9 protein-coding genes and 3 tRNA genes are annotated in these 12673 nt (G+C 51.8%); 5 read left to right on the forward strand and 7 right to left on the reverse strand.

What is annotated here, in order from left to right; all coding sequences use genetic code 11:
• Positions 1 to 196: 196 nt before the first annotated feature.
• Positions 197 to 269 (reverse strand) — tRNA-Phe (locus CHL74_RS08980).
• A gap of 193 nt (positions 270 to 462) precedes the next feature.
• Between CHL74_RS08980 and CHL74_RS08985 the strand changes: the two genes are divergently transcribed.
• Both CHL74_RS08985 and trpS read left to right on the forward strand, forming a co-directional pair.
• A tRNA-Pro gene (locus CHL74_RS08985) sits at positions 463 to 535 on the forward strand.
• A gap of 107 nt (positions 536 to 642) precedes the next feature.
• Positions 643 to 1728, forward strand: coding sequence for a tryptophan--tRNA ligase (gene trpS, locus CHL74_RS08990; protein WP_094880830.1), 1086 nt, complete (start codon positions 643 to 645; stop codon positions 1726 to 1728).
• Between the two features lie 141 nt (positions 1729 to 1869).
• Here the strand turns inward: trpS and ribD are convergent, their stop codons facing one another.
• From ribD to CHL74_RS09020, 5 genes are all read right to left on the reverse strand, one after another.
• Positions 1870 to 2823 (reverse strand): bifunctional diaminohydroxyphosphoribosylaminopyrimidine deaminase/5-amino-6-(5-phosphoribosylamino)uracil reductase RibD, encoded by a 954-nt coding sequence (gene ribD, locus CHL74_RS08995; protein ID WP_094880859.1) that lies wholly within the window; start codon positions 2821 to 2823, stop codon positions 1870 to 1872.
• A 17-nt stretch (positions 2824 to 2840) separates the two neighbouring features.
• The gene (locus CHL74_RS09000; RefSeq protein WP_094880831.1) at positions 2841 to 3500 is read right to left on the reverse strand and encodes a hypothetical protein; all 660 of its coding nucleotides are present in this window, start codon (positions 3498 to 3500) and stop codon (positions 2841 to 2843) included.
• 252 nt (positions 3501 to 3752) lie between these two features.
• Entirely contained in the window at positions 3753 to 5252 is a 1500-nt protein-coding gene (locus CHL74_RS09005; protein ID WP_094880832.1) for an alkaline phosphatase family protein, read from the reverse strand.
• 138 nt (positions 5253 to 5390) lie between these two features.
• Positions 5391 to 5933 carry a rubrerythrin gene (rbr, locus tag CHL74_RS09010; protein ID WP_094880833.1) on the reverse strand — a complete coding sequence of 181 codons (543 nt, stop codon included), beginning with the start codon at positions 5931 to 5933 and terminating at the stop codon, positions 5391 to 5393.
• A gap of 1278 nt (positions 5934 to 7211) precedes the next feature.
• Positions 7212 to 9008: an aminopeptidase P family protein gene (locus CHL74_RS09020; RefSeq protein WP_094880835.1), complete on the reverse strand. Its 1797-nt coding sequence runs from the start codon at positions 9006 to 9008 to the stop codon at positions 7212 to 7214.
• Between the two features lie 882 nt (positions 9009 to 9890).
• Here CHL74_RS09020 and CHL74_RS09025 point away from each other — a divergent pair.
• Together CHL74_RS09025 and CHL74_RS09030 are read left to right on the forward strand one after the other, a co-directional pair.
• Positions 9891 to 10373: a hypothetical protein gene (locus CHL74_RS09025; protein WP_094880836.1), complete on the forward strand. Its 483-nt coding sequence runs from the start codon at positions 9891 to 9893 to the stop codon at positions 10371 to 10373.
• A gap of 53 nt (positions 10374 to 10426) precedes the next feature.
• Entirely contained in the window at positions 10427 to 11023 is a 597-nt protein-coding gene (locus CHL74_RS09030) for a GNAT family N-acetyltransferase (protein WP_094880837.1), read from the forward strand.
• Between the two features lie 153 nt (positions 11024 to 11176).
• On the opposite strand, the gene CHL74_RS09035 is transcribed toward CHL74_RS09030, so the two are convergent.
• The gene (locus tag CHL74_RS09035; RefSeq protein ID WP_094880838.1) at positions 11177 to 12265 is read right to left on the reverse strand and encodes a mannose-1-phosphate guanylyltransferase; all 1089 of its coding nucleotides are present in this window, start codon (positions 12263 to 12265) and stop codon (positions 11177 to 11179) included.
• Positions 12266 to 12486: 221 nt separating this feature from the next.
• Here CHL74_RS09035 and CHL74_RS09040 point away from each other — a divergent pair.
• Positions 12487 to 12568 (forward strand) — tRNA-Leu (locus CHL74_RS09040).
• Positions 12569 to 12673: the final 105 nt, after the last annotated feature.

Here is a 12673-nt window from a genome sequence, read left to right on the forward strand (position 1 = left end):
GTCAAGGAGTCCTGCCGGAAGAAATAAGGACAATACGGATTTGTAATCTATGGGCTGAGTTCTATTCATGACGCAAAGATAAACAATAATATTGAATTGTTAAAAACACAACAATATTATTTGATTCAAAGTTTTAGCTAATGCTGCGTATAAAGCAAAAAAAAAGAGTCACTCAAATGAGTAACTCTTTTTCTTGTGGTGCCACCAGGAATCGAACCGGGGACACAAGGATTTTCAGTCCTTTGCTCTACCATCTGAGCTATGGCACCAACTGTTAAAGAAGCTTGATTTCTTCTTAGCGAGTGCAAAGGTAGTACTATTATTTCGTTCTGCCAAATATTTCGGCAACTTTTTTCAAATAATTTCTTTTCTGTGATTTTTTTGCTTAAACATTATTGTATGTCAAAAAAAACTCGTACCTTTGCACTCGCTTTTGAGACATAACACGTTTCGTCAAGCAATCGGGATGTAGCGCAGTTGGTAGCGCACTACGTTCGGGACGTAGGGGTCGCAAGTTCGAATCTTGTCATCCCGACAGTTAAGGGGTTAAGATGCTGGATGACAGTGTTTTAACCCCTTTGTCGTTAATATACCCGGCGAAAAACCGGCATCAATCATAAGACTAAATCTAAAGAATAAGATATGGGAAAAGTAATCCTTACGGGCGACCGTCCTACCGGTAAGCTCCATCTTGGCCACTATGTTGGCTCATTGCGCCGCCGCGTGGAACTTCAGAACGCTGGCGACTTCGACCGTATGTTCGTGTTCATGGCTGACGTTCAGGCCCTGACCGACAATGCTGACAATCCTGAGAAAATCCGTCAGAACATCATTGAGGTGGCTCTCGACTATCTCTCTGCGGGTCTTGATCCTTCGAAGTGCACTCTCTTCATCCAGAGTCAGATTCCTGAGCTCGCCGAACTCACCACATACCTCATGAACCTCATCACCGTGTCGCGTGTGCAGCGCAACCCGACCGTGAAGACTGAGATAAAGATGCGCAACTTTGAGGCCAACATTCCGCTTGGCTTCTTCTGCTATCCCGTCAGCCAGGCTGCCGACATCACGCTCTTCAAGGCCACTACGGTGCCCGCAGGAGAGGACCAGGAGCCGATGATTGAGGTGGCACGCGAGCTGGTTCGCCGCTTCAATACCGTATATGGCGAGGTGCTCGTCGAGCCTAACATCATGCTGCCGGAGAACGCTACGGCACGCCGCCTTCCGGGAACGGACGGCAAGGAGAAGATGTCGAAGTCGCTCGGCAACTGCATCTATCTCTCTGACTCGGCTGCAGACGTATGGAAGAAGGTGAAGAAGATGTCTAACGGTGCGCCGCGTATGAGCATGGACGAGCCGGGCAACCTCGAGGGCAACGCCGTATTCACATATCTCGATGCGTTCAGCACACCGCAGGACTTCGCCGATTTCTGGCCGGAGTTTCATTCTCTCGACGAGCTGAAGGAGCATTACGTGCATGGCGGCATCGGTGATGGCACCTGCAAGAAGTTCCTCAATAACGTCCTCAACCGCTTCATGGAACCGATGCGTCAGCGTCGTCAGGAGTTTGAGAAGGACATCCCCGAAATCTTCAACATCCTGCGCAAGGGTACAGAGGAGGCTCGTGCAACAGCCGCTCAGACCATGGACGAGGTTCGCAAGGCAATGCGTATCGACTACTTCAACGACACAGCGCTCATCGAGCAGCTTTCTGAGAAGTTCAAGAAGTAAGAAAATCAGAATGATCTGAACTCTCGCAAGTTCAGTAAGATAAAATTATAAAAGCCTCTTTTGCATCCTATCAAGGAATGCAAAAGAGGCTTTTTGCGTTGTTAATGTTGGCTCTATTTGTTGATTAGGGGCTATGTTCTCTTATCGCTCGTACACTCTGATGACGTTTCCGTCACATACCTTCTGCTCCGTCAGCTTCAGTCCGTCGGGCAGTTGCGGAGCGCGGGTGCCTCCTCCGACCGTAGCGCAAGCTGTCTCCACGCGTATCTCGTCCCAGCAGTCGGCAGCGATGAAGCGGCGCAGCGTCTCTGCTCCACCCTCCACGATGAGCGACTGACACTTCTCCGCGTGCAGCCATTCCATGAGTTGCGGAATGACGGGACGGTCAAAGTCCATTCCTTCGAAGGCGGGACGGTTGCAGTCGAGGACGATTCGGCGCGGCGACGGACCCGACCAATGGCGCACGTCCAGTCGTGGCTGGTCGCGTTCGGCGGTCACTCTGCCCACCAGTATGGCGTCAGCCTCTGCGCGAAGCTTATGTACGAGCATTCGCGTATAGGGCGTGGAGATGGCAAGCGGACGGAAGTGGTCGTCCATATATCCGTCTGCGGTCTGTGCCCATTTGAGAGTGACGAACGGGCGGCGCTTCTCGTTGAAGGTGATGAAGCGGTGGTTCAGCCTTCGGCATTCCTCCTCCAGCACGCCAACCGTCACTTCTATGCCGGCGTCACGCAACTTCTGTATGCCGCGTCCGTGCACCTTGGCGAAGGGATCCACGCATCCCACAACGCAGCGCTTCACGCCCTTTCTGACAATAAGGTCGGCACAGGGTGGCGTCTTGCCGTAATGCGAGCACGGTTCAAGGCTTACGTATATGGTGGCGTCCTTAAGCAGCGGCTCGTCCTCGGGGCGTACGGAGGCAAAAGCGTTCACCTCGGCATGTCCCTCTCCGCAGCGCACATGATAGCCCTCGCCTATAATGCGTCCGTCGGCAGCCACTATCACGGCTCCCACCATCGGATTAGGCTTGGCGTTCTGTCGTCCGTTGCTTGCAAGCTGCAGGCAACGGCGCATGTAAAGTTGGTCTGTCGTCATCATTCAGAGTTTTTATATTACGCTTCGATGAGCGTGCTGTCCTCACCGGTCCATGCCTCGAAGTACGGCGGCTCGTCACGCAGCGAGATGTCGTCATAAATGAACGGAGCCACGATGGTCTCCTTGCCGTCGGGCATCACCAGTCCCATCTTGCCGTCGCGCTGTGCGATGACGGGAAGCGAGCGGAGGTCGTCCACGTATACATACGGTGTGCGGAGGAAGTCGTAGTGAGCCGGCACGAGCACGTTGCCCTGATGGTCCTTGATGCCGAACTTGCCGTCCTCCTCATACACCTCATGATACTGCTGATACTTCTCGCGCATACGGTTCAGATAGAACACCATCTTGCGCTTGTTGTTCACCAGTTCCACGAGATACGAGAACGTGTCTGAATAATTTGCCATGGCTCGAGCCAGGACAATCTTGAAGTCGAGTCCGCTGAGCACCTTTCGGTTCAGGTCGATGTAGCGAGCAATCGCCTTTTCCTTCTCCACTACGGAGAGTGTGGCGAGCTGCTCCTCAAACTTCAGCATAATAGCCTTCGATCCCTTCATCGCCTTGATGTAGCGATGAATCTGGCGTGCCATCTCGTCGCAGACAAACTTGTCGATGCGTTCCATTTCGATGCTGTCGACGTAAGTGTCTTCAAAATTCTCTTGTGTTATCTTCTTTTCCATAGTGTTATCTTGGTTTTATCGGTTCGTACGATTTGGTTTCTGGTTATGATAATGCCAAAAGTACGACAAATAATTGGAATATCAAACAAAATGGAATGATTTTTATTGAAAGCAAAAATAGTTGAGAGTGGAGAATTGAGAGTTGAGAGTTATGATTTGCTTTTTTAATCATTCAAGATTAAGATTATAGCTACAATACAAATCATCGCTCTCAACTCTCAACTTTCCACTCTCAACTCAATTAACCAAGCGTTACTTCTGGTCAGTAATCTCTACGATAGGGTTGCCGAGGCATGCGGTCGGCATTTCCACGTGGAGCATAGAGCAGACGGTCGGGGCAGCGTCTGTCATGAACGTCTTGCGGTTTGTGTAACCGTGCTTTACGTGCCATCCCATGAACACGAGAGGAATGTGTGTGTCGGCAGGTGTCCATGCTCCGTGCTGTGCGCCGAAGTCGTTCGGTCCTACTTTCCAGTCGAAGAAGCCCGGATGTGTTATTGCCATGATGTCGCCTGAGCGACCATAGTAATATCCGTTGATGATGCGCTCGCGCACCCACTCGGGTATAGGAGCATAGGCAGCCTTCTCATAGTCAACCACCCATTGCAACGTGTGGTCCTTGCGAAGCTCTTTGATGGCAGCCTCCTTCACCTTCTCATAGCAGAGCTTGTTCTGATTGATGAGTTCGTGGTCCAGATAGAGGCTGGCGCCGATGGCGTCCTTGATGAACTTGCCTTCCACGCCGAACTGTGCGCAGAGAGCCGAGTTGACGTTCTTCAGAGTGGCAGCGCTGTCCCATCCGCCACCGGGCAGACGATGTGCCTTGGCTGTGTTGGGATTGTGTGTGCCGCCGTGGTCAGCTGAAAGGAAGAGCAGGTAGTTGCCCTTGCCCACCTCAGCGTCGAGGGTGTTAAGGAAAGCGGTGAGGTCGCGGTCGAGAGTCATATACACTTCCTCGTTCTCCTTACCCGGCGAGAACCATGTGCCGGTGCGGTGGCTGATGGCGTCCGTTGACGATACGCTGATGCAGAGCATGTCGCATCCGCCCTCTGTCTTACCCATCTGCTCGTTCTTGAGGGCTGCCTCTGCCATCTTGAATGTCAGCGTCACGCCGTCGGGATGAACCTTAGGGTCGTAACCCGGCTTCGGGCATTCCTTCTTGTCGAACTTCTTCACCCATTCCGGCAGCTCGTTCATATACCATGTGCTGGTGATAAATCCGCCCACTTCCTTGTCATACCAGTAGGCAGCGTTGGCAGAGTGACCTGCGGGCAGGATGGAAGCGCGGTCTTTCAGAGCCACGCCGATGACCTTCGACTTGAAGTCGGTGGCAATGCGGAGCTGGTCGCCGATGGTGGTGCCGAGCATATTCTTGGGCGACATGTTGCCTGCCTTTGATGTTGTGCCGACTCCCTTCACGTTGGGGTCGTCGCAGCAGTAGATGCGCTTTCCGTCAAGATAGAAGTCGTTGCTGGCGATGCCGTGTGCCGAGGGAGCCGAACCGGTGTAGAGGCTGGAGTGTCCCACGGCGGTTACGGTGGGCACGTAGTTGATCATCTGGTTCTCGCAAGAGAAACCCTCGCGGAGCAGACGCTTCAGACCGCCGTCACCATACTTGTCCTGATAATAATAGAGATAGTCCCAACGCATCTGGTCGATGACGATTCCGACCACAAGACGCGGACGTTCCACTTGTGCCCATGCTGCAAAAGCCATGAAGCACATAAAGACTGACATTAAGATTTTCTTCATAGTCTGATTCTGATATTTAATGAGTTATGTAAGCAAAAGACGGATTACATGTTGCAAAGGTAAGAATAAAAAAAATCCCAAACAAAAGACGTTTGGGATTTTTATAACTTTCAACTCTAAACTCTCAAGTTTAAATTCTTAATAGTTTTCTGCCTTCAGCTCGAAGTATGCTTTTGGGTGCTTGCATACGGGGCACAGTTCGGGAGCCTTCTTGCCCACTACGATATGACCACAGTTGCGGCACTGCCAGATGCAGTCGCCCTCACGTGAGAACACCACGCCGTCCTCCACGTTCTTGAGCAGCTTGCGATAACGCTCCTCGTGGTGCTTCTCGATGGCACCTACGCCGCGCATTGCAGCGGCAATCTCTGCGAATCCTTCCTCGTCAGCCTCGCGAGCCATGCGCTCGTACATGTCGGTCCACTCGAAGTTCTCGCCCTCGGCAGCTGCCTTGAGGTTAGAGATGGTGTCCTTGATGGCGCCGCCCTCAAGATACTTAAACCACATCTTGGCGTGCTCCTTCTCGTTCTGTGCAGTCTCCTCGAAGAGAGCTGCTATCTGCTCATAACCCTCCTTGCGTGCCTTAGAAGCGAAGAATGTATACTTATTGCGTGCCTGTGACTCACCGGCGAATGCCTCCTGGAGGTTGCGCTCGGTCTTAGTTCCTTTCAGTTCCTTCATAATGTATTGTCTTTTTTATTGTTATTGCTATGTTTGTTTCCTTTACGTTTGCAAAGATACACATAATTTTTGAAACCACCAAGCAAAATTGTAATTATTACAAAGTTATTTTACGTACAGTCTTCATTCTGTATATCAATACAGCTGTCCGCCGATACAATATTTGCATTCCTGACGCTCAATACTCCTCGTTCAGCACACTAAGAAATCCTTGATGCGAAATTCGTGAGTTTTGAGCGTGCAGCGATAACGTGTTGTCACGCAGTTGATTATACGGCTAAGAAAAGAAGTGTGCAATGAATGAGGAAGCAATACAAGCACAATAGGCATGCAATAGCGCCACTTTTACACTCTAATAGTGCCACTTTTACCATGCAATAGTGCCACTTTAAGTGTCTAATAGTGGTACTATTGGAGTGTAAAAGTAGCTTTTCTATATATTATAGTGGTAATATCGAAGCAAAATAGCTCAAAAACGGCAAGCAAAATCTCTAAAACCGATTTTTATTTTGTAACATGTTTTTACTCTTTGCGTGATATTTGCATGAGACATGAAGAGCATGATTTTTTAGACAGGAAGACATGCTTTTAGACGGTAGGCAGACAAACTTAGGAGGCTATGGCGTCTCGCCGTAGCCCCGCAGCCTCCCATAGCAGAACACCAATCAGCGCCGTGTCCCGATGGGACACGTATCTATCAGAAACCCACTGCAAGCTCCGAAGGAGCGCAGCTGTGGGATAAACACTCATTACCTTCTCTTGGTTCCGCGAAGCGGGACCAACCATCATCAACATTATCGGGGAAGTGTAAGTCCCCCTTCGGGGAACATTTGAGGGAGAGATGGGAGAGCTTAACCCACAGCTGCGCTGCTTTGCAGCTTGCAGTGGGTTTCATGACATAGGTCCCGCTCCGCGGAACCCGCAGCTCAGTACTCAATCTGCTTGCGTTCGTGGGTGCGTGGCTACGGCGAGACGCCATAGCCTCCTATGTTTGTATCAGACTTGCTTGTGGAGGCTGTAATACTTAACTTTTGACCAAAGGCCGGAGACCTCCTCTACTGTGTAACCGTTGTGTTTTTCCTTGTTTTTTCCGCTTGTGGGCGCGTGCTGTGCACAAATAAAAGGCTTTACATTAGGTTGTCGAGAACTGGTTCTCGTAAGACCTAATGTAAAGCCTTTTATTTAAATCCGATAGGATTTGCGCCCATAAACGGACTGTGGATAAAGGTTTTTGTTAAAGCACAGCCTACCGCAGCAGATTCACAGATAAACTGCAATTTATATTCTCTTCGTCTTCTCCTCCAGCCATTTCTTCTCCTCCTCATCCAGCATCGGCGAGAGACGATCGTAGACCATCTGGTGGTAAGCGTTGAGGCACTGGCGTTCCTCGTCGGTCAGCATGGAGGTGATGATGGGAGCCGTGTCGATGGGGCAGAGAGTGAGAGGCTCGAAGCGGAGGAAACGTCCGAACTCGGTGGTAACGTAGGGCACCACGAGGAGTGTGTTCTCGATGCGCACGCCGAACTTGCCGGCAAGATAGAGTCCCGGTTCGTCAGTCACTGTCATTCCCTCCACCATCGGAGCCGGGCGATATTCCTGACGAATCTGGTGAGGGCCCTCATGTACGCTGAGGTACGAACCGACGCCATGACCCGTGCCGTGCATGAAGTTCATGCCTTCGCGCCACATTGCCGTGCGTGCTACGGCGTCGAGCTGCGTGCCCGAAGCCGAACGGGGGAAGCAGAGGTTCTGAAGAGCGAGATGACCTTTCAGCACGAGAGTGTAGACGCGGCGCTGAAGGTCAGTAACCGGACCGAGCTGAATGGTACGCGTTATGTCCGTTGTGCCGTCCTGATATTGTGCTCCGCTGTCGAGGAGGAGCAGTCCCTCAGGGCGCAGCGCCACGTCGCTCTCCGGCGTAGGCTCGTAATGCACTATTGCGCCGTGCGCCTCATATCCGGCTATGGTGTCAAACGAGATGTCGCGGAAGAGAGGCTGCTCACGGCGCAGATCCTCCAGCTTGCGGCTGACCGAAAGTTCTGTCTCGCCACCTGCCGGAACCGCCTGCTCCAGCCACTTGAGGAAACGCACCATTGCCACGCCGTCACGCTCCATGGCATGACGGAATCCATTGCGCTCCGTCTCGTTCTTCACAGCCTTCATGGCAGGAACGGGCGACGGGGCGAAGACGGGATTGAAGTTGCCGCGTGCCTTGGCAAGCGTGCAGTTCACCGTAGCGGGGTCGATGAGGAGCGTGTATGCGTCATAGCTGTTGAGGCCCTCGATGATGTTGTCATAATCGTCCACCATCACACCCTGCTCTCTGAGATACGCCATCACCTCCACGGACAGCTTGTCGTCCTTGACGTAGAGCACTGCCGTCTCCTCGGCGATGATGAGCCAAGCCACGAACACTGGAGTGCAATGCACGTCGGTGCCGCGGAGGTTAAGAGTCCAGGCGATGTCGTCAAGCTGCGTGAGGAGCATGCCGGAAGCGCCCTTGCGGAGCAGTTCGTGACGGATGCGTGAGAGCTTGTCGGCAGCAGTCTCGCCGGCATATTCGAGTGGCTGTATCTCCACGGGATTGAGCGGTACGGAAGGACGGTCGGTCCATATACGCGAGAGTATGTCGAGGTTGGTGCGCAGGCAGATTCCTCCGTTGTGCTTCAGCTCGTCCTTCAGCGCTTCCGCCTCGCCGAGCGAGATGCACATACCGTCGACGCCCACCTCCTTGTCGTCAGCGTCCTCAGTCTGCGAACCTATCCATTCCGCAATGCTCGGCGTGCCCTCCACCCGCTCACGCATCAGCGTAAACTCGGTGCCGTCAAGCTGTTCCTCGGCAGCGAGGAAGTAGCGTGAGTCGGTCCATAGCGCTGCGCCATGAAGCGTCACCACTGCCGTTCCTGCACTTCCGTCGAAGCCCGAAATCCACTTTCTGCCCTCCCATCTCTCGGGAACGTATTCGCTCATGTGTGGGTCGGCACTGGGGAAGATAAACGCTGAGAGATGCTCGCGGCGCATCTCCTCACGCAACTGCTGGAGTCGCGTCTCTATGGTCTTGTTGTCAGGTCTCATAATATAATAATGTGTATTAGTCGTACATGTTAACTTCCGAACGAAGGTCGGATGACGCAAATTTACAAAAGATTCCGCTATGAAAGGATAAAAGCGGCAGAAATTTAGCGGTGCGTTGCACCGAATTTTGAATTACAACAGACAAGGCTAACATAGGAGGCTATGGCGTCCCGCCGTAGCCACGCAGCCTTCTATGGCAGATTATCAATCAGCGCCGTGTCCCGAGGGGACACGTATCTATCAGAAACCCACTGCAAGCTCCGAAGGAGCGCAGCTGTGGGACGAGCAGACTCCCTCTCACCCTCTCTTGGTTCCGCGAAGCGGGACCGGCTATTTTTCTCAACATCATAGGGGAAGCGTCAGTCCCCCTTCGGGGAACTATATGGGGTGGAAGTATCGCACGTACCCACAGCTGCGCTGCTTCGCAGCTTGCAGTGGGTTTCACGATATAGGTCCCGCTCCGCGGAACCGCAGCTCATACTCAATCTACTGGTCGTTCGTGGGTGCGTGGCTACGGCGAGACGCCATAGCCTCCTATGTTTGTATCAGACTTGCTTGCGGAGGCTGTAATACTTAACTTTTGACCAAAGGCCGGAGACCTCCTCTACTGTGTAACCGTTGTGTTTTTCTTTGTTTTTTCCGATTATGGGCGCGTGCTGTGCACAAATAAAAGGCTTTACATTAGGTTGTCGAGAACTGGTTCTCGTAAGACCTAATGTAAAGCCTTTTATTTAAATCCGATAGGATTTGCGCCCATAAGCGGATTGTGGAGTAAGGTTTTTGTCAAAGCCCTGCCTGACACCAACCTAAAATAAAGCCAAAAAGGTGCTAACAATGCGTAACGGATTTTGCGTTTTACTGCCGATTGGCTATCTTTGCGTTATGAAAAAGCTGTTCACAACCATATATATATCGCTTCTTTGCCTTGACAGCATGGCACAACGTCAGACTGTCGTGGCAGACATGGACACACGACTGCCCATTGCTGGAGCTGTGGTCAGCACCGCAGGAGGCAAACGCCTTACCACGGACTATACGGGACGCTTCGGTTCGGCGCTGCCCATCAAGAGCGCCACCATCTCGAAGAAGCACTACATGCAGCGCCGCGTGTCGGACACAGAGCTTCGCCAGGACACCATCTTCCTCATCCCGCAGGAGGTGGTGCTCAACGACGTGGTGGTGACGGCGCCCGGATTCAGCTTCAATACGCAGAAGGCGCTGCGAAGCGTAAAGGAGAACGCCGCCCTGCCCAATCCTGCGCAGGGATTCAATCTGCTCGGCATTGTGCAGATGCTCGTGCCTACGAAGAAGGCGAAGAGTGCGGAGAGGTGTGAGAAGATAAAGAAAATACTGGACAGATATTGACAGGAATGTCAACGAATAACATTGCAAAAACAAAATTAACAACCTAAAAGAAAATGATTATCATTAAAGCCCAACCCCAACATTGCGAAGACATCGCACGGCTTATCATGACCGCCATGACTGATGAATGCTGCCAGAACATTGCCGGCGAAAAACACAACATCGACGATTTCCATAAGATGATGCTCGAGCTGGTCCGCATGGACGACTCGCAGTATAGCTGGCGAAACGCTTTCGTGGCTGTGGACGAGAAAGCCACGGACGGCGACATTGACAAGGCTCCGGTGGCTGGTGCCATCGTGGGATATGACGGCAAGGACCTTCATCGTCTGCGTCTGCGCTTCCAGGAGGCTGCAAAGAAGCACCTCGAGATGGACTATTCGCAGATGGACGACGAGACGCAGGAGGGCGAGTTCTATCTTGACTCACTCGCCGTATACAGCGCATACCGCCGTCAGGGCATCGCCTCGATGCTGTTGGACCGCATGATACGGCATGCCGCCAGCCTTAATCTCCCCGCCGCTCTGCTCGTGGACAAGAACAATCCTAACGCAGAACGCCTCTACACCTCGTTAGGTTTCAGATATCAGAACGACGCAATGTGGGGAGGACACGAGATGAAGCATCTTGTAGTTGAGAGTTATGATTAGTTGAGAGTTGGGAATTGAGAGTTGAGAGTTATGATTACCTTTTTTAATCAATCACAAATACTAATCATCGCTCGGCTTTGCCGCATGCCTTAGCAATAACTCCCAACTCTCAACTAATCATAACTCTCAACTTTCAACTCTCAACTCTCAACTTTATATAAACTCGTTGCCCTTCTTTATCTGTATGTCATTGACAATACGGCGAATGTCTGCAGACGAGTCTTCCTTCTTTCCGATGAAGAGCACGTTGCCTTCCTCGGCTATTATATAACCGTCCAGATTGCTGATGACCGCCAGTCTGCCCTTCGGCAGCTTGATGATGTTGCCGTGCGCATTGTCGAGCACCACGTCCGTGTCGACAGCCACGTTGTCGCCCTCACCCTTACTCAGTGCCTCGTACATGCTGTGCCATGTGCCGAGGTCAGCCCATCCGAAGTCGCAGCGCATCACGCAGACGTTGTCAGAACGTTCCAGCACGCCGAAGTCGATGGAGAGGTTTGGATAAGACGGGAAGTTCTTCTTTACGTACTTGTTCTCCTCCACATAGTCGTACTCGGGATGCTCGGCGTCGAAGGTGCGCAGTACGGAGGGCACCAGCTTGTAGAGCGTGTCGAGAGCGCAACGCGCATTGGCGAGGAACATACCGGTGTTCCAGTAAAACTCGCCCATCTCCATGAACATACGTGCAAACTCGCGCTCCGGCTTCTCCGTGAACGACTTCACCTTATGCACACCCTCCTGACATTCCTCGCCAAGCTGTATGTATCCGTATCCCGGTTCGGGACGCGTTGGCTTGACGCCCATGGTGAGCATATAGTCGTTGGCAGCCACAAATTCGAAGGCGCGTTCAAGGCAAGCCTCAAACCGGTCTTCCCTCACAATCGTAAGGTCAGAAGGCGTGACGAGGATGCGTGCGTCACGGCACTTGTTGAATATGCGGTGCGAAGCCCATATCATGCTTGGTGCCGTGCCGCGGTGGATAGGCTCGGAGAGCAACCGCTCGTCCGTCAGTTCGGGCAACTGCTCGCGAACAATGCTCTCGTAGTCCTCATTCGTGACCACATATATATTTTCTTTTGGCAGCAGGCGTGCAAAACGATCATAGGTGTACTGCAGCAATGTACGACCCATTCCGAAGAAGTCGATGAACTGCTTGGGCCACTGATCGCGTGAGCAAGGCCACAGACGACGTCCCTTGCCGCCGGCAAGTATGACGCAGTAGTTAAGGTTTTGTTCTTTCATGCCATTATCATTTAATGTTCTTTCTTTGTGTGCTGTCCGCCATAACGTCAGAATTAAATAGCGGATGCTATTTATATAACGAGGTTATTGTAAGGTTATTATTTTTTTAAAGCCTATTTATCCTTATTGAACAATTATTATGATTTTACGAAATAATTTCGTCACAAAAGTCTTGCACAACCCAATTATTTGTTATACCTTTGCAGACGCAAATCGCCAATGCCCAGATGGCGGAATCGGTAGACGCGCTGGTCTCAAACACCAGTGGGGCAACCCATCCCGGTTCGAGCCCGGGTCTGGGTACTAAGGACGACTGAAACTCAGTGAGTTTCAGTCGTTTTTTTGTTTATGTATATCCATGAGATAGCAAATAGCGAGAAATATTTTGGCTATATCAGTAATTTGTTT

Origin of the sequence: Prevotella sp. 885 (genome assembly GCF_002265625.1) — a bacterium.
Taxonomy (GTDB): Bacteria; Bacteroidota; Bacteroidia; order Bacteroidales; family Bacteroidaceae; genus Prevotella.